This window comes from Plantibacter cousiniae (nom. nud.), from assembly GCF_977070315.1.
In genome coordinates, this window is record NZ_CDRVEU010000010.1 from 100,620 (window position 1) to 118,289 (window position 17,670).

A 17,670-nucleotide genomic window follows, 5' to 3' on the forward strand; every position below is an offset into this window, starting at 1 on the left:
GCCAGTCGGCAGAATGTGTCGGTCTAGCCCAGCAGATCGGCGCTCTGCACGCGTTCGATACCCACGCCGAGCATGGTCTTCCAGGCCTGCTCCAGCGAGCCGTTCATGTCGATGGCGCGACAGGCATCTTCGACCACAAAAGTATTGAAACCGGCACTGCGTGCATCCTGCGCCGACCAGGCGACACAGAAGTCCAGCGCCAGACCGACCACGAACAGCGTATCGATACCGCGCTCTGTCAGGTACCCGGCCAGCCCTGTACGGGTCGTGCGGTCTGCCTCCAGAAATGCCGAGTAACTGTCGATGTGCGCATTGCAGCCCTTACGCAGGACCAGTTGCGCGTGAGGCAGATCGAGGTCGGCATGCAACTGAGCACCGTGGCTGCCTTGTACGCAATGATCCGGCCACAGCGTCTGCGGACCGTAGGGCAGGGTAATGCTCTCGAACGGCAGGCGCTGCGCATGGCTGGAAGCAAAGGAAATGTGCCCGGCAGGGTGCCAGTCCTGCGTGATGACCACTTGGGAAAAGCGCGCACCCAGGCGATTGATCAGCGGCAGCAGCGCATCGCCTTCAGCCACAGCCAGTTGCCCGCCGGGCATGAAGTCGTATTGCATGTCGATCACCAGCAAGGCGCAACGAGGATCGGCAGGCTTGTGGGAAAGGGGCATGGTGAATTCTCTGGTAAGGAGCAATGAGCGCAGTTTGCCTGTTTATCGCCACATTGGCTAAGCGTCATGTCTGGCCTGTGCAAGAGTATTTTTTGGGAATTTGTATCAGGTGTTAATACGAATCTGTACTATTCGCAAAAAAATCCTGCCGGGTCCCAAGAGGCCTGGTTTCTTGCCAAGGGCTGCACGTCGATGCGTCGTACTCTCGTTTCACTTTGCGTTATCCAGGCGATCTCTCAAGCGGCCTGGGCCGATCAGGTGGCTGGCGTCCAGCCTGCCATGGAGTTGCAGAATATCGATATCCAGGGCGCCGCCAATGCCGAAACGGCACAAGGACCGGTCGATGGTTATCGGGCCACACGGTCTGCCAGTGCAACGCGTACCGATACCTCGCTGCACGAAACCCCGCAATCGGTCAGCGTGGTGACCCGTGAAGCGGTCGAGGACATCGGTTCCACACGTTTGCAGGATGCCCTCGACTACGCGGGTGGCGTCGGGCGAGCCAACAACTTCGGCGGCCAGGGGCTGACCACCTTTACGGTGCGCGGCTTCACCACCGGCGAGTTCTATCGCAACGGCTTCCCGATCAATCGTGGTTATCCGAACATGCCGGACGCCAACACCATCGAGCGCCTTGAGGTGCTGCGCGGTCCGGCCACCACGCTCTATGGCCGTGGCGATCCGGGCGGCACCTTCAATGTGGTTTCCAAGCAGCCGTTGGCCGAGCCCTCCGTCACGCTGGGCAGTCAGCTCAATGATCAGGGCATGAAGCGCGGAACGCTGGATGCCTCAGGACCCGTGGATGACGAAGGGCGTTTTGCCTACCGCCTGAATGTCGTGGGCGAGGGCGGCGATACGTTCCGTGACCACGTCGAGACCGAGCGCTATGGCGTGGCGCCGGTATTGAGCTGGCAGGTCAACGACGTTACGCGGATCACCTTCGAAGGCGACTTCATGCGCAATAACGCGCCGCTGGATCGTGGCCTGACGCGGTATGCCAACCAGACGGGCACGGCTTCCCGCGACACGTTCTTCGGCGAGAAGAGTGTGGGCAAGCTGCATAACGACAACAACATGGCACAACTGCGCTTCGAGCATGACCTCAACCCGGACTGGACGCTGGGCGGCGGTGTGCAGATCCTTGACGGCTCCCTGCAAGGCGATGCCATCGAGGCCAACGGGCTGGCGGCGGACGGCCGCACCCTCGGGCGCAACTTCAACTATCGCAAGCTGGAATGGACCGATCGCGATGTGCAACTGAACCTGACCGGGCATTTTTCTGCGGGCGGTTTCGAGCACACGCTGCTGACCGGTGTCGAGTACGAAGATTATGACTACAAGTCGATCATTCAACGCTCCAGCGGTGCAGTCAGTGCCTACCCGATCGACATCTTCAATCCGGTCTACGGCCAGGCTCGTCCGGCACTGACCCGAACGACAACCCACGACAAGGAAAACCTCAAGACCTGGGCTGCCTTCGTGCAGGACCAGGTGGCCCTGACCGAGCGCCTGAAGCTGCTGGGCGGTGTGCGTCTGGAGCGTTTCGAACATGATTATGATTCTTTTCTGCCCGGCACCAGCAGTTGGACTGCCAGCGATAACGCGGTCACACCGCGCCTCGGCCTGAGCTACGACCTGACCGACGACCTTGCCGTCTACGCCACGACTGCTCGCTCGTTCAAGCCCAACAGCGGTGCCAGCCGACTGGGTGGGGGGTTCAAGCCGGAGGAGGGCAAATCCTATGAGATCGGAACCAAGTGGGAGGGGCTGGACGGGCAGTTGAGTGTCGACACGGCCGTCTATCAGATCGAAAAGCGTAACGTGCTGACCACTGACCCGGTCGATTCAACGTTCAGTGTGGCGGCGGGCGAGGTGCGCAGTCGCGGCCTGGACCTTAACGTAGTCGGCAACCTGACGCCGGAGTGGCGGGTAATGGGCAGTTACGCCTACGTGGACGCCGAAGTCACCAAGGACAACACGCTATGGTCCGGTACACGGCTGATGAACATTCCCGAGCAAACCTTCAGCCTGCTCAACGTCTACGAGTTTCAGGACGGCGCCCTGCGTGGCCTGGGCCTGGGCGGCGGCGGTCGCTATGTCGACCAGCGCGCCGGGCGTACAGCCAACACTTCTTTCTCGATGGACAGCTATACGGTGTTTGACCTGCTGGCCTATTACAAGGTCAACCCGCACGTGAAACTCAATCTGGACCTGAAGAATCTGTTTAACACCGACTATGAGGAAGGCTCGTTCGGCAACGTCTATGCCTATCCGGGGGCACCACGGACGGTGCAGGTGGGGATTGCCTATACGTTGTGATGCCATGTGCCGATATCGGGTTCTGATAGCGCAAGCCTGATCCTTTCAGGGGCAGGTTCAGCAGCGTGTGTCATGGGCACTGGCCCTTGTGCACACGCAGCCGTGCATCATCAGTACTGATCGGCCGTTGAAAAGCCTGCACGGTGGCGAAGTTTGCCCCCCTGGAACTGTTCCTTGCCGGGTAAAATGTCCGCTCCGGCTGCTTTGAGAGCGCTCATATTATCCCGCAGGGCATTAGTGGCGGCGTCCTTTTGCTGGAAGGTATTGGCTGCTGTCAGATTGGCATTACCCACTTCGCCAATCTGGAATTTGTAGCCAGCCTCTTTCATTGCCTTGATCTGGTTGGCGAGTCGCGTAGAGGCTTCGCTTTCCCTGGCATACACATGAAAACTGCCAATCAGTGCAGGGTTGTCGTCGCCATTGGCAGCCTTTAATTGAACCGCAAACTTGACCAGGCCGCTTTGCGGACCTGCGGTCAGGCCACCCCCCCAATTGCTGTCCTCGACAACAATACTTCCTTTATAACCGGCATCGCGCGCAGATTTAATTAACGTGGTCTGCATGTCGGCCCATTCCTGACTTGCGCTTTTACCGCCCTGATGGAAGGTATCCAGCACAAAGCCTGTGCGACTGCCAAACCTTTTGACAATGGTACTGATGTCGGCCGAGGCCTGCTTCAACTTGTCTCCCGTCAGCACGTTTCCGCTACCCTGGTTTGCATCGTCGCGGAACGTGAACTGAACTTTTACACCCTGTTTGCCCCCTTCATTGAGCAACGCCCTGAGCTTGTCCAACTGCCTGCTATCCTGAATCTGGTCGTGCGTCATCTGAAAGCGCAATGTTCCGCCTCCAATCGCTTTCAGGTCCTGAATCATCTTCGTGGCTGCGGCAGGTGTGGCGATATCATCAGGATTGACGTTGGCTCCCCCGCGCAAGACGGGCTCGGCAGTTTTGACCGGCTCTGAAGCGGAAATCTTGTCTTTGTCTTTGACTTTGTTATCTGGCTCGGCAGGCGCCGTATTGTCTTTGACAGTGGCGACGTCATTGAGCACGGCCTTGGTATCATCCTGACTGACACGCGTTTTTTGACTGGTAAGTAACGCCGTATCCGACGGGGATGCTTCGCTCGCCAGTGCTTGAGCATTTCGCTTGAACATTGCTCTGGTATAGACCGGAGAGGTTTCCGCTGCTTCAGCGGAGTGCCTGTCGGAGGGCGTGTAAGTATCGAGTTTCGCCTGCGCATCCGAAGTTGTGTCAGTCGCGCCAGCGCTCGCCGGCTGTACGGTCCTGTCGGCCATGACAGGTTTCTCGTTAGCGGCCATGAGACTGTCATATAGCCTGGCTGAGCGGATATTCATCGGGTGTCTCAGTGATCGGTGCGAAAAGTGATTGCGCCTGGTGAAACAGGAGAATAAATCTCAAGGCAAGCGATAGCTGATGGAATTACAGTATTCATATAAATACGTCGGAAACTTGATGAAGCGATTGTGCGACTGTTTCTATTTTTCTGTTGTTTTCTGTTGTTTATTGATACTCGGGCTCAGGGTGCAATTATATTCCGGGCATTGTCCATCGGAAGAGCAGGTTCGCCTAGATATAATTTTCAATGTTGGCAAAAACCGGAGGATTAATCCTGTGCTGAACTTTTTTGTCCGAAGCGCTAATCGTTGCTGATATGCAAGTGGGGGCCTGCGGCGGGCCCCGTGACCACTCTTTACAGAGGCTGAAATCCGACGCCAGACGCAGCCTGGCATCCATAGATTACAGCCTGATGTTGCAGGACTCGTCAGCCAAACACCCGAATCGGCGACCCCGCATGCCACGCCTGAATGTCTTCGATCATCTGCCCGTAGAAGGTCCGGTAGTTATTTTCGGTGACATAACCGATGTGCGGAGTTGCCAGCACGTTGTCCAGCGTACGGAACGGGTGGTCGGCCGGCAGTGGTTCGATGTCGAAGACGTCCAGCGCTGCACCGGCGATTCTGCGCTGTTGCAGTGTGTCGATCAGCGCGGCCTGATCGATGATCGGGCCGCGTGACGAGTTGATCAGATAAGCCTGGGGCTTCATCCAGCTCAGCGCCTCTGCGTCGACCAGACCGCGGCTGCGATCGCTGAGCACCAGGTGCACCGACAGCACATCTGCCTGCTCGAACAGTTGCTGTTTGCTGACATGGGTGACGCCTGACTCGGCAGCCGCCTCTGGCGTCAGGTTCTGGCTCCAGGCAATGACCTTCATGCCGAATGCCTGTCCGTAGCGGGCGATCCACTTACCGATACTGCCCAGGCCGAGAATGCCCAGGGTTTTGCCATGCAGGTCGCTGCCCAGTCCGACCTGCCAATTGCCGGCACGTAACGAGTTGGCCTCGGCTACCAGGTTGCGGGTGATGCCCATGATCAGCGCCCAGGTCAGCTCCGGTGCCGCATGCTTATAGCTTTCGGTTCCGCACACGACAATGCCCTGACGCTTCGCCGCAGCGGTATCGATCGCCGCATTACGCATTCCGCCGGTGACCAGCAGTTTCAGCGCCGGCAGCCGGCTGAGCAACGTCGCATCGAACAGGGTTCGCTCGCGCATCACGCAAATGATGTCGAAGCCTTGCAGGCGCTGCGCCATGGTCGATGTATCGGCAGGGTAGTCATGCAGAAAGCTGACCGTGCCCACTGAGTCGAGTACGGACCAGTCCACGACATCGCTGGCGACGTTTTGCCAGTCATCGAGTACCGCTATTTTCAATAGGGTCATTGTCTGAAGGCCTCTTGATGGGATTGTTTTTCAAGGCAAACGCTAGTTGAACAGGCTGGCGGCGATGTTGATCGAAAAACCCAGAATCGCGGTGTTGAACACAAAACAGATCAACGACTGGCCGAGCACGACCTTGCGCATTTCGCGCGTCGCTACGCCAACGTCGGAGGTTTGCACCGCGACGCTGAGGGTGAACGAAAAGTACAGGAAGTCCCAGTAATCGGGGTTCTTTTCACCGCCCACAAATGCCAGTGCGGGTTCTTTGCCTTTCCAGGTGTAGAACATGCGTGCGTAATGCAGGCTGAAGATCACGCCGATCATCAGCCAGGAGCCGATGACCGTCAGGCCGGTGAAGGCGTGGTGAAGCATCTTGGCGTCGTTGGAAAGGCCTTTGCTGTTGGCGATTTCAAAAATGATTGCGGCCAGGCTGGCCAGCGCCGCGACGCAGACTGTAACCAGAATGACGCCCGCGTTTTCGTCTTCCCTCATCGCAACTCGCCGAACATCGTCAGCGTCGCTGCGCAGCGTGCGGATGAAAATCATGATCAGATAAAGCCATACCCCCGTGTCCCAGCCAGTCAGCAGGCTCTGGGTCAGTGTCGAGTGAGGTATGAGCCAGGACCAGGCGATGCCTGCGGTCAGGCCGACCAGAGCGGCAAGGGTGAGGCGAGGGCGGGTGCGGGCGAGATGGCGCATGCGGTCTAATCGTTACTGGACATTACCAGACAGTAGCATGCCGCTTCGGCAAGCCAAATTCGATTAAAAAAAACGGCGCGCAAGGGGATTGCGCGCCGTGTGCCAGCCAGAGAGTGAACAGGCGGCGAGTCAACTGCGAGTGTCAGACCGATTCAACGCACCAGGCAAGGCTGCTTGTTATTGAATTTCCAGTCCGGGATCAGAAACTGCATGGCCACGGCGTCGTTACGCGCGCCCAGGCCCATGCCTTTATAGAGTTCGTGAGCCTTGGCCAACTGGTCCATATCCAGCTCGACACCGAGCCCCGGTTTCTTCGGGACCTCGACCTTGCCACCGACGATTTGCAGTGGCGCCTTGGTCAGACGCTGGCCGTCCTGCCAGATCCAGTGCGTATCGATTGCGGTGATAGTGCCCGGTGCTGCAGCGGCGACGTGGGTGAACATCGCCAGGGAAATATCGAAATGGTTGTTAGAGTGCGAGCCCCAGGTCAGGCCCCACTCGTTGCACATCTGCGCCACGCGTACCGAGCCCTGCATGGTCCAGAAGTGCGGGTCGGCCAGTGGGATATCCACTGACTGCAACTGAATGGCGTGGCCCATTTCCCGCCAGTCGGTAGCGATCATGTTGGTAGCTGTCTTGAGGCCGGTAGCACGGCGGAACTCGGCCATCACTTCACGCCCGGAATAACCGTTTTCCGCGCCACACGGGTCTTCGGCGTAGGCCAGCACATGATGCTGATCGCGGCACAGGCGGATCGCTTCCTTGAGCGACCAGGCACCGTTCGGGTCCAGCGTAATGCGCGCCTCGGGGAAGCGTTCGGCGAGTGCGGTCACCGCTTCGATTTCCTGGTCGCCGCTCAGCACGCCGCCCTTGAGCTTGAAGTCCTGAAAGCCGTAACGCTGATGCGCGGCCTCGGCCAGGCGTACTACGGCCTCCGGTGTCAGTGCTTCTTCATGGCGGATACGGAACCAGTCATTATCGGCCTCGGGTTCGCTGCGGTAAGCCAGATCGGTTTTGCGCTGGTCGCCGACATAAAACAGGTAACCGAGCATTTCGACCTGATCGCGTTGCTGACCTTCGCCCAGCAATGCGGCAACCGGTACTTCCAGATGCTGGCCGAGCAGGTCGAGGAGCGCCGCTTCCAGTGCGGTGACCGCATGAATGGCAATGCGCAGGTCGAATGTCTGCAAGCCGCGGCCACCGGCGTCCCGATCGGCAAACGCCTTGCGTGCCTCGTTGAGGATCTTCTGGTAGGTGCCGATGCTGCTGCCGACGACCAGCGATCGCGCGTCTTCCAGCGTCTGGCGAATCAGCTCGCCGCCAGGTACTTCGCCCACGCCGACATGCCCGGCATTGTCCTTGAGAATGACCACGTTGCGAGTGAAGTAGGGGCCATGTGCGCCACTCAGATTGAGCAGCATGTCGTCATGGCCCGCCACGGGCACGACCTGCATCTCGGTTATGACGGGGGTCTTGCTGGTGATATTGGATTGCTGAATATTCATGACGGGTCCTTTAAACGTAAGGCCTTGAAAAATGACCGATGAAAAAGTGGCTGCGCATGTGTGTCAGTGGGTCGCCGGCGTCTGAATGGCGGCGACCGGTGTCGCGCCAGGCTTGGGGGTGTTGCGCGCGGCGAAAACAATGATCGCGGCAATGATCGACGTGGCTGTCAGGCCATACAGCCCGCCCTGGATCGAGCCGGTGTGTTCTTCCAGCAGGCCGAAGGTGGTCGGTGCTACGAAGCCGCCGAGGTTGCCCACCGAATTGATCAGCGCGATGACCGCTGCGGCGATCCGTGCGTCCAGATAGGCCTGTGGGATCGGCCAGAACAGCGAAGAAGCCGACTTGAAACCCAGCGCTGCAAAGCAGATGGCAACGAAAGCGAAGATCGGGCTTCCGGTGGTCGACATGAACATCCCGGCAGCGGCAATCAGCAGGGCAATGGCTACCCAGGCCTGCTGGCGTTTCCATTTGGCGGACAGCGTGGCGAACACGTACATGCCGATGATCGACAGCAGCCACGGAATGGAGTTGAACATGCCGACTTCGAAGTCAGTCAGGCTGCCCATTTTGCGGATGATGCTCGGCAGCCAGAACGTCGCTGCGTAAATCGTCAGCTGGATGAAAAAGTAGATCAGGCAGAACAGAATGATCTGACCGTCCTTGAGCAGCTTGCCGATGGAGGCCTTGACCGGCGTCGCGGCTTCGCGGGCAGCTTGTTCGGCATCGATGGCGTTGACCAGCGCATCCTGTTCTTCGCGGGTCAGCCACTTGGCATCGTGCGGTTTGGAGTCCAGCCAGAACCAGACGAAGAAGCACAGACCGACCGAGAACATGCCTTCGATGAAGTACATCCACTGCCAGCCTTTAAGGCCGAAACCGGTGATTTGCAGCAGCAGGCCGGACAGCGGGCCCGAGATCAGCGAGGCAATGGCCGAGCCGCTGAGGAAGATGGCAATCGCCTTGCCACGCTCGACGCCAGGCAGCCAGCGGGTGAAGTAGTAGATCACGCCTGGAAAGAAGCCGGCCTCGGCCACGCCGAGCAGAAAGCGCAGGATGTAGAAGTGGGTTTCGTTCTGGATGAAGGCCATACAGGCGGCGACGATGCCCCAGGTGAGCATGATTCGCGTCAGCCAGATACGCGCCCCGACTTTCTGCAGCAGGATGTTGGAAGGGACTTCGAAGAGGGCGTAGCCGATGAAGAACAGTCCGGCACCCAGGCCGTAGGCTGCTGCGCCGATGCCCAGGTCATGCTCCATGTGCGAACGCACGAAGCCGATGTTGACCCGGTCGATGTAGTTGACGATGAACATGATAACGAAAAGCGGCAGGACGTGACGTTTGACCTTCGATACGGCTGAATTCAGAGCCGAACCTGTGCCGTCGGCCATCCTGGAATTGGATGTGCTCACAGTTGAATCTCCCACTCGTTGTTTTTATGCGGGTATGTGCGAAGTGTGTCCTTCGCATTGTCGGTCATCATACAAGTAAACGGTGGTTGTGCAATCCCCTTGCGGTGACGATCTGCAAGATTATTAAACTATGATCGGCTGCCGATGTGCAGGTGTGCGGGGGGCTGTATGATGGTGTTAATTTAAAGTTTATGACCAGTAAATACTGGGGTTTTAGATCGTGCGTATCCGTTGATGCCTGTTCGGGACCTTGAACGTAGTGGCTGATGGTAGGCGGTGTGGATGGACACAGGAACTTTGACAGTCGGGAATGACTTGTAATACAAGTAAGACAACTGTGCAGGGCGATTAAATCCGGCTTTCAAACGCACTCAGCCCGGCATTTGCGCTGCCACGGCCGTGATACGGCAGCTTAACCAGACAAGTCAGGATTCACTCACCATGCAAGAGCCCGCCGGTACTGCGCCCAAACGCCGTCAGCACAGCCTGGCCACTGATCTGGTCACCGAACTGAGCCAGCGCATCCTGCTCGGCAAGATCGCACCGGGTCAGAAGCTGCCGTCCGAGAACCAGATCGTCTGTGAGCACGGCGTCAGCCGCACCGTGGTGCGTGAAGCGATTTCCAAATTGCAGGCGTCCGGGCTGGTGGTGACCCATCACGGCATCGGTACGTTCGTTCTCGAGCGCAGTGACCAGACGGGACTGCGCCTCAAAGTCGAAACGGTATCCAGAGTGCGCGATATCATCGAACTGCGTATCGGCCTGGAAACCCAGGCCGTGGCGCTGGCGGCTGTGCGCCGCACCGATGAGCAACTGGCGGCCATGCGTCAGGCGCTGGACGACTATCAGGACCTGCTGGCCAACGACGACAGCTGCGTCGAGGCTGACAAACGCTTTCACATGCTGATCGCCGAAGCCACTGGCAATCCGTATTTTCTGGAGATCATGCAACACCTGGGTAGCGCGATCATTCCGCGCAGCCGCATCGCATCGAGCGAGCGCGCAGGCAACAACCTCGCGCATCAGGGCTATCTGGCCAACCTCGAACACGAAGCACTGCTCAGCGCCATTCGCCGCAAGGACCCGGATGCAGCACGTGCGGCGATGTGGACACACCTGAGCAACAGCCGTGAGCGGCTGGTTCCGCTGGAGTAGATGCGAACAAGTTCGCTCCCACAGAAGCCCCCCATGCGCGAGCGTACGGCAAAATTTAGGAGCGAACGTGTTCGCGAAAAGGCCCGTACAGTCGCAGAAGATTCGGTGTTCAAAACACCGCCTTCGCGAACAAGTTCGCTCCCACAGAAGCCCTCCATGCTCGAGCGTACGGCAAAAATGCAGGAGCGAACGTGTTCGCGAAAGGGCCCGTAAAGTCCAAGAAGATTCGGCGTTCAAAACACCGCCTTCGCGAACAAGCGAAGCGTCGCCCGGTTCGCTCCTACAGAAGCCTGGCGTCTCCGGTATCGACGATACAAGGGAGGCGGTTGCGTACTACGGTGTTGCGTTCAGCACGCCGAGCATCACTTGGGTCTGCCACTCGAAATACGGGTTGAACGTCAGGCGCGCATGGATCTTGCCCGGTTCGGTGTAACCCCAGTCCGAATACCATACCGGCTCGCCTGCCATGCACTTGGCGGTGTCCGGCGTGCTCTGGCCGTTCCAGCAGATACGCTGGCTGCCGGATACGCCGTAAAGCGGATTGTCCGCTGAAAAAAGCAGGCCCATGTGTGAAAAGCGGCTGATGCGGTATTCCGGCAGGTAGTCCTTGCGCACCTCGACGCGCGGCGTATTGGCCGCGCGGGCGGGCAGGTCGCCGTACCAGATCAGGCGACTGGCGGGATTGCTGAAGCGCTGGCTGAAATTATCCAGCACGTAATCAGTGTCTAGTACTGAGTCGTGCTCGGCGATGGCGATGAATACCGGCTTGTCATAGCGACGCTGATGCAGGCGGTCCTGGGCCAGCGCGCTGCTGCGATAGAACTGGGCAAAACCATTGGTGGGCATGTTCATGTAGCGAACCGGCGTCTGCATTGGGCGCAGGCCTTGGTTCGGCGCGGCGAGCCAGGGGCGTGCCCAGCCGATCCACGGGGTCAGCCAGGCATAGCCGCTGTTGGAGCGAAATGCCGGCGAGAACAAGAGCAGCCCGGCGATTTCGTCATGCCCATAGGCGTAATCAAGGACCAGATTGGCGCCGGTCGAAAAGCCTCCCAGATAGACCTTCGGCACTTGACGAGCGAGCAGTTGCGCCTGTTCGCGCACCACGCGCTGCCACTGTTCGAGGCGCACGTCGAGCATGTCTTCGGGCTTGGTGCCGTGCCCCGGCAATAAAACGGTTCGGACCAGATAACCCTGAGCGGCAAGCATCTGTGCAACGTCATGAAACGACCACGCCGAATCCCCCAGGCCATGCACCAGCAGCACGCCGCCCTTGGGTGCCCCGCTCGGGGTCCACTGGCGTGGCGCGTTCCAGTCCAGCTCGGCCTGGTGGTCGGCGGTCTGAAAGTTGCGCTGGTTGCGAATCAGCTCGAGGGTCTGCTGACGGTAGTCTTCAAAGCGTTGTTTCGGCTCATCGCTTTCCGCCATTGACGTGCAGGCTTGCAGGGTCAACAGCGACAGCAGGCTGGCGAGTCGGAATTTGATCAAAAGGGGGCCTGTGCGCACATATATGAGGGTTCAAAAGGTCGACGCGGGCACTCTGCCATGTACGTCGCGCCCGTGACTACTTTCAGGCACACTCGGGCGTTCTATAACTTCAACAAAATGTATCCATATGCCCAAGCATTGCAAGCCTCGCCACGCGCCTGGAGTCGTTCATGTTCGCCCTTGATCGAGCGCTGGCCCAGGACATCGTCGACCGGGCCATGGCCATCCTGCCGTACAACGTCAATGTCATGGACTACCTGGGCATCATCATCGGCAGCGGTGATGCCGAGCGATTGTGTACCCGTCATGAAGGCGCGCAGCGAGTGCTGGCCAACCGGCAGGTGGTGGAAATCGATTCTCTGGCAGCGTCACAGCTCGGGGGTGTCAAGCCGGGTGTCAACCTGCCGCTGATGCTCGATCATCAACTGGTAGGCGTGCTCGGCATCACCGGCGAGCCGGACGAAGTGCGGGTGTATGGCGAACTGGTCAAGATGACTGCCGAGATGCTCATGGAACAGCGCCGCCAGCAGGCTGACCTTCAATGGCGGGCGCAGCGCAGCGAAGACCTGCTGGCTCGCCTGCTGTTGCCGGATTGTCCCGACAGCCTGGTGGATGAAGCGCGACAGCTGGGTTTGCAGCCGCACATGGCGCGTCAGGTGGTACTGCTGCAGTTTGCCGAGCAGGGGCTGGCTGCCAGCCAGGTTGCCAAATGGCTCGGCACGCGCTACGCCGACAGCTGGTGCGTGCTGCGTGAGCCCACCTTGCTGTACTGGTGCCGCGCCACGGGCAAGGAGCGTGACGATGCGCTGCTGCTCAAGCAGTTCGATGAACACCACTGGCCAGTGCTGCGTATGGCCACTGTGGCGCAATCGGCGGATCTGCCCACCCTGCGCCAGGCCTGCGCGGCAGCGCGGGATCTGCTCGACTACGCCAGCCAGGCAAGGCCGGCACAACGCCTGCTGCGTCTTGAAGCCTATCGGCTGCCGGTGCTGTTCTGGCGTTATCGTCATGACTGGCTGGCCGAGAACGTCGCCGAGCCGATGGAGCGTCTGCACACGCATGCACAACTGCTCGACACCTTATGCAAATGGTTCGAGTACAGCGGCGAAAGCCAAGCGTGCGCTGAAGCGCTGGGTATCCATCGCAACAGCCTGCGCTACCGGCTGGAGAAGATTGGCGAGCTGACGGGTTGCGATCCTTACAAAACCGATGACCTGCTGCGCCTGTACCTGGGGGCGCAGATGATCACCCGTCACACCTGAAGCCGGGTTTTGTTCAAACGCCCGATGACGACCGCAGATCATTGTGCGAACGGCAGGCGGAGAACACGGTTTTGAGTGAGAGCATGCGAGATACCGGATCTGGAGAACAACAATGAAAATCGTCATCGCCCCCGACTCGTTCAAGGACAGCCTCAGCGCCCAGGCAGTTGCCGACGCGATCGCCAGTGGTCTGGCCGAGGTCTGGCCGCACGCCGAACTGATCAAATGCCCGATGGCAGATGGCGGGGAGGGCACCATCGAGGCGCTGCTGGCTGCCTGCAATGGTGAACTGATGAGTGCCAGCGTCAGCGGTCCGCTTGGCGCCCCGGTCAATGCTCAGTGGGGCTGGCTGGCGGAGAGCAGGACCGCAATCATCGAAATGGCCATGGCCAGTGGCTTGCAACTGCTGATCCTGGCACAACGCGACGCCTGTGTGACCAGCACGGAAGGCACCGGTCAGCTGATCTTGGCGGCGCTGGATGCAGGAGCCCGTCGGGTGATCCTGGCCATCGGCGGCAGCGCAACCAATGACGGCGGCAGTGGCATGCTTTCAGCCCTGGGCGCGCGCTTTGTGGATGCCGACGATCAGACTCTGGCGCCGGGTGGACTTGCGCTTGCCGACCTGGCGCGTATCGATCTGAGCGGCTTCGATCCACGCTTGTCTGACGTGTGCGTCGAGATCGCCGCCGACGTCGATAATCCACTCTGCGGACCGAATGGCGCCTCTTCTATCTTCGGCCCGCAAAAAGGCGCATCGCCTGAGCAGGTCATGGCGCTGGACGCTGCGCTCGGCTGTTTTGCCGACCATACGGCTCAGGTCCTCGGCCAGGACTTGCGCGACAGTCCTGGCAGCGGTGCGGCCGGAGGCATGGGCTTTGCCGCCAAGGCCTACCTGAAGGCCTCGTTTCGTGCCGGCGTGGAAGTGGTGGCCGACCTGACCGGGCTGGAACACGCGTTGATCGGTGCCGATCTGGTCATCACCGGCGAAGGCCGTTTCGACGCGCAAACCCTGCGCGGCAAGACGCCGCTTGGCGTTGCGCGAGTCGCCCGGCGTCGGCAAGTGCCGGTGATTGTGCTGGCGGGAACCTTGGGCGAAGGCTACGAGCAGCTGTATGCGCAAGGCATCGGCGCCGCCTTTGCTCTGGTCAGCGGACCGATGAGCCTTGAGCAGGCCTGCCGCGATACCCGCCGCCTGTTGCACGAGCGTGCGCGTGACGTGGCGCGTCTCTGGCAGATGGCTTCGGGCAGTTGATGATCGCGCTGTGATCAACGGCAGCAGCCTGGCAATCGGCTGTTATTTTCATTAAGCCTGCGAATATTCACTGGCCGTGCTAAAGAATTGCCTGGTAGGGGCGATATGCTATCGGTTGTCTGACAACTTCGAGTCGGACACCGTCCTCCAAAAAAATATAAAGAGCTCTGGTCATGAATCTACGCAAACTCACTATCGCTCGTCGTGCCGGTCTGGGTTTTACTCTCATTTCCCTGTTGGTGGCATTGCTGGGGTGGTTTGCGCTGGCACAGATGTCGACCATTCGCCAGAGTGAAGTGGCGGTGGAGACCAACTGGCTGCCCAGCATGCGAGTGGTCAACGATATCCGCGAGATCATGCTGCGCATTCGGACCATTTCCCTGCGCATGGCGCTGGACACCGATCCTGCGAGCATTCCGACCTACCGTGGTCAGCTGGACGTACGTCTGGGCGATCTGGACAAGAAGCTGGCCATTCTCAAGACCTTTGTCGACACCCCGGAAGAGAAGTCGCTGACCGACCAGTTCATGGTGACCATGGGCCAATACCGCAGTGCGCTGGACCGCTCATTTGTACTGGCTGGCCAGGGCGATAGCGTCGGACTGAACAAGCTGCTGCTGGTCGACATGAAGCAGATCGTCGACGGTTCCGGCAAGCAACTCGGTGATCTGGCCGACTTTTATGTCACCAGGGTCGATGCGGAAGGCAAGTCCGCCGAAGCCCAGTACGGTAAGTCGCGCGATATCGTCATTATCTTCGTGGTGATTGCCGCGCTGTGCACCATCGGCCTGGCACTCTGGCTGACCCGCAGCATCGTCGGTCCTCTGCAGCGCGCGGTCACCGCCGCCGAGCAGGTTGCCAACGGCGACCTGACCCATACCATCGAGGTCGATGGCGAAGACGAAGTCACCCGGCTGTTGCGTGCCCTGGCGACGATGCAGATCAATCTGCGTGAAGCGATGCGCCACATCGGCAGTTCGGCCACGCAACTGGCATCGGCCGCCACCGAGCTCAACTCGGTCACCGAAGACAGCTACCGCGGGCTGAACCAACAGAATGCGGAGATCGATCAGGCCGCCACGGCGATCAACGAAATGACCTCGGCAGTAGAAGAAGTTGCGCGTAATGCCGTGTCCACATCGGACGCCTCAAACCAGTCCAGCACCTCGGCGCTGGCGGGCCAGACGCGGGTGATCGAGACGGTGCAGTCGATCCAGACGCTGACCGACAACGTGCAGGCCACCTCGACGCTGGTGCAAAACCTTGCCAATCAGTCGCAGGACATCGGCAAAGTGCTGGACGTGATCCGCTCGATTGCCGAGCAGACCAACCTGTTGGCACTCAACGCCGCCATCGAGGCGGCACGTGCAGGCGAGTCGGGCCGCGGTTTCGCGGTGGTGGCGGACGAAGTCCGGGCATTGGCGCATCGCACCCAGCAGTCGACCCTGGAAATCGATTCGATGGTCAGCGCCATGCGCAGCGGTTCGGCGCAGGCACTCGACTCGATGAACACCAGCCGTGACCGGGCCGACTCGACGTTGGCACTGGCCAAGGGCGCGGGTGAGTCCTTGAGCGAAATCACCTCGTCGATCAACCAAATCTCCGAGCGCAATCTGGTGATTGCCAGCGCGGCTGAAGAGCAGGCGCAAGTGTCGCGTGAAGTTGATCGAAACATCGTCAACATTCGCGATCTGTCCATGCAGTCGACTCAGGGCGCCAACCAGATCAGTGCGTCGAGCCATGAATTGTCGCGTCTGGCCGCTGACCTGAATCAGGTGGTCTCACGCTTCAAGGTGTAAAACCCTACATTGATACAGGTTGTGTCCGCTTGCCGACGATCGACCGGACGCGCATTATGCCCTCGGTCGAAATGACCTCCGGTACAGTCTGGGCACAACCTTATCGAAGGGGGCGGCATCGCTTCATGAATAACAATAATCAAACCTTCAGCAGTTGGCTGCGCTCGCCAGCCCATCACCAGTGGCTGGCCCTGGAAGGCAATCGTCTGTTGACCTTCGCCAAGGCCTCCAGACTGGACAACGGCTTTGGCAGTCTTGATGACTACGGTCGGCTGATGGTCGGTGCCACCGCAGGAACCATGAACACTGCGCGCATGACCCACTGTTTTGCCATGGCCCATGCGCAGGGCATTCCCGGTTGTGCTGCGCTGGTCGATCACGGTATCGCCGCGTTGCAAGGCCCGTTGCACGATGCCGAACATGGCGGCTGGTTCAGCGCCGCGCTCGAAGACGGCGGCAAGACCGACAAACAGGCTTATCTGCATGCGTTCGTTGCCCTGGCGGCCAGTTCCGCCGTGGTGGCGGGGCGGCCTGGGGCGCAGGCATTGCTGTCCGACGTTATCCAGATCATCCAGACGCATTTCTGGAGCGAGCAGGAAGGGGCCATGCGTGAGTCGTTCGCGCGGGACTGGAGCAATGAAGAGACCTACCGCGGTGCCAACAGCAACATGCACAGCACCGAAGCTTTTCTCGCGCTCGCTGATGTGACCGGCGACGCGCAGTGGCTCGACCGGGCGCTGAGCATCGTCGAGCGAGTTATCCACGAGCATGCCGGTGCCAACAATTTTCAGGTCGTCGAGCATTTCACCCAGGACTGGCAGCCGCTGGCCGATTACAACCGGGAAAATCCGGCGGACGGTTTCCGGCCCTTCGGTACCACACCGGGGCATGCTTTCGAGTGGGCCCGGCTGGTGTTGCATCTGGAGGCTGCACGCCGTCAGGCCGGACGCGCCAACCCCGAATGGTTGCTGGACGACGCCCGCCAACTGTTTGCCAATGCCTGCCGGTACGGTTGGGATGTCGACGGTGCCCCGGGCATCGTTTACACCCTCGACTGGCAGAACCAGCCGGTAGTCCGTCATCGTCTGCACTGGACTCACTGCGAAGCGGCCGCTGCTGCTGCGGCATTGCTGCAACGTACCGGCGAGCAGCAGTATGAAGACTGGTATCGCTGTTTCTGGGAGTTCAACGAGACACTGTTCATCGATCACGAACATGGCAGTTGGCGCCATGAGCTGAACGAGCGCAACGAGCCCAGCGCAGACATATGGCCCGGCAAGCCGGACCTTTATCACGCCTATCAGGCCACGTTATTGCCGGTGTTGCCGCTGGCACCTAGCCTGGCCAGCGCCCTGGCGGGGCTGGAATGAACGGCT

General features: G+C 59.8%; 13 protein-coding genes. 6 read left to right on the forward strand and 7 right to left on the reverse strand.

The genetic code is table 11. The features are described from left to right. Positions 1-23: 23 nt before the first annotated feature. Entirely contained in the window at positions 24-668 is a 645-nt protein-coding gene (pncA, locus tag ACW55A_RS19070) for a bifunctional nicotinamidase/pyrazinamidase (RefSeq protein WP_455808647.1), read from the reverse strand. A gap of 192 nt (positions 669-860) precedes the next feature. Between pncA and ACW55A_RS19075 the strand changes: the two genes are divergently transcribed. After that, positions 861-2,987 carry a TonB-dependent siderophore receptor gene (locus ACW55A_RS19075; protein WP_498811122.1) on the forward strand — a complete coding sequence of 709 codons (2,127 nt, stop codon included), beginning with the start codon at positions 861-863 and terminating at the stop codon, positions 2,985-2,987. A 110-nt stretch (positions 2,988-3,097) separates the two neighbouring features. Here the strand turns inward: ACW55A_RS19075 and ACW55A_RS19080 are convergent, their stop codons facing one another. The 5 genes from ACW55A_RS19080 to ACW55A_RS19100 form a co-directional block, all read right to left on the reverse strand. Further along, positions 3,098-4,285: a cellulase family glycosylhydrolase gene (locus ACW55A_RS19080; protein ID WP_498811123.1), complete on the reverse strand. Its 1,188-nt coding sequence runs from the start codon at positions 4,283-4,285 to the stop codon at positions 3,098-3,100. 488 nt (positions 4,286-4,773) lie between these two features. Beyond that, entirely contained in the window at positions 4,774-5,730 is a 957-nt protein-coding gene (locus ACW55A_RS19085; protein WP_455808650.1) for a D-2-hydroxyacid dehydrogenase family protein, read from the reverse strand. Positions 5,731-5,772: 42 nt separating this feature from the next. Continuing rightward, positions 5,773-6,426 carry a DUF1345 domain-containing protein gene (locus tag ACW55A_RS19090; RefSeq protein ID WP_003396441.1) on the reverse strand — a complete coding sequence of 218 codons (654 nt, stop codon included), beginning with the start codon at positions 6,424-6,426 and terminating at the stop codon, positions 5,773-5,775. A 152-nt stretch (positions 6,427-6,578) separates the two neighbouring features. Further along, the gene (gene gudD, locus ACW55A_RS19095; protein WP_003371908.1) at positions 6,579-7,931 is read right to left on the reverse strand and encodes a glucarate dehydratase; all 1,353 of its coding nucleotides are present in this window, start codon (positions 7,929-7,931) and stop codon (positions 6,579-6,581) included. Positions 7,932-7,994: 63 nt separating this feature from the next. Then, positions 7,995-9,341, reverse strand: a complete 1,347-nt coding sequence (locus ACW55A_RS19100; RefSeq protein ID WP_498811124.1) for an MFS transporter — start codon at positions 9,339-9,341, stop codon at positions 7,995-7,997. A 441-nt stretch (positions 9,342-9,782) separates the two neighbouring features. Here ACW55A_RS19100 and ACW55A_RS19105 point away from each other — a divergent pair, with 441 nt between their 5' ends. After that, on the forward strand, positions 9,783-10,496 hold the full coding sequence (locus ACW55A_RS19105; RefSeq protein WP_455808652.1) for a FadR/GntR family transcriptional regulator: 714 nt from the start codon (positions 9,783-9,785) through the stop codon (positions 10,494-10,496). A gap of 333 nt (positions 10,497-10,829) precedes the next feature. Here the strand turns inward: ACW55A_RS19105 and ACW55A_RS19110 are convergent, their stop codons facing one another. Beyond that, positions 10,830-11,981, reverse strand: coding sequence for an alpha/beta hydrolase (locus ACW55A_RS19110; protein ID WP_498811125.1), 1,152 nt, complete (start codon positions 11,979-11,981; stop codon positions 10,830-10,832). A 170-nt stretch (positions 11,982-12,151) separates the two neighbouring features. On the opposite strand from ACW55A_RS19110, the gene ACW55A_RS19115 reads away from it, so the two are divergent. From ACW55A_RS19115 to ACW55A_RS19130, 4 genes are all read left to right on the forward strand, one after another. Beyond that, positions 12,152-13,243, forward strand: coding sequence for a sugar diacid recognition domain-containing protein (locus tag ACW55A_RS19115; protein ID WP_054081068.1), 1,092 nt, complete (start codon positions 12,152-12,154; stop codon positions 13,241-13,243). A gap of 112 nt (positions 13,244-13,355) precedes the next feature. Then, entirely contained in the window at positions 13,356-14,495 is a 1,140-nt protein-coding gene (locus ACW55A_RS19120; RefSeq protein WP_498811126.1) for a glycerate kinase, read from the forward strand. Positions 14,496-14,668: 173 nt separating this feature from the next. Then, complete coding sequence (locus ACW55A_RS19125; RefSeq protein WP_003435918.1) at positions 14,669-16,294, forward strand: methyl-accepting chemotaxis protein; 1,626 nt, start codon at positions 14,669-14,671, stop codon at positions 16,292-16,294. Between the two features lie 125 nt (positions 16,295-16,419). Beyond that, positions 16,420-17,664 (forward strand): D-mannose isomerase, encoded by a 1,245-nt coding sequence (locus ACW55A_RS19130; protein WP_003371923.1) that lies wholly within the window; start codon positions 16,420-16,422, stop codon positions 17,662-17,664. Positions 17,665-17,670 lie beyond the last annotated feature (6 nt).

Excerpts from the sequence above, each read along its gene's own strand:
- ACW55A_RS19120 (WP_498811126.1), top strand. The coding sequence starts at position 13,356 with ATGAAAATCGTCATCGCCCCCGACTCGTTCAAGGACAGCCTCAGCGCC.
- ACW55A_RS19125 (WP_003435918.1), top strand. The coding sequence starts at position 14,669 with ATGAATCTACGCAAACTCACTATCGCTCGTCGTGCCGGTCTGGGTTTT.
- ACW55A_RS19090 (WP_003396441.1), bottom strand. The coding sequence starts at position 6,426 with ATGCGCCATCTCGCCCGCACCCGCCCTCGCCTCACCCTTGCCGCTCTG.
- pncA (WP_455808647.1), bottom strand. The coding sequence starts at position 668 with ATGCCCCTTTCCCACAAGCCTGCCGATCCTCGTTGCGCCTTGCTGGTG.
- ACW55A_RS19075 (WP_498811122.1), top strand. The coding sequence starts at position 861 with ATGCGTCGTACTCTCGTTTCACTTTGCGTTATCCAGGCGATCTCTCAA.
- ACW55A_RS19105 (WP_455808652.1), top strand. The coding sequence starts at position 9,783 with ATGCAAGAGCCCGCCGGTACTGCGCCCAAACGCCGTCAGCACAGCCTG.
- gudD (WP_003371908.1), bottom strand. The coding sequence starts at position 7,931 with ATGAATATTCAGCAATCCAATATCACCAGCAAGACCCCCGTCATAACC.
- ACW55A_RS19080 (WP_498811123.1), bottom strand. The coding sequence starts at position 4,285 with ATGGCCGACAGGACCGTACAGCCGGCGAGCGCTGGCGCGACTGACACA.
- ACW55A_RS19115 (WP_054081068.1), top strand. The coding sequence starts at position 12,152 with ATGTTCGCCCTTGATCGAGCGCTGGCCCAGGACATCGTCGACCGGGCC.
- ACW55A_RS19130 (WP_003371923.1), top strand. The coding sequence starts at position 16,420 with ATGAATAACAATAATCAAACCTTCAGCAGTTGGCTGCGCTCGCCAGCC.
- ACW55A_RS19085 (WP_455808650.1), bottom strand. The coding sequence starts at position 5,730 with ATGACCCTATTGAAAATAGCGGTACTCGATGACTGGCAAAACGTCGCC.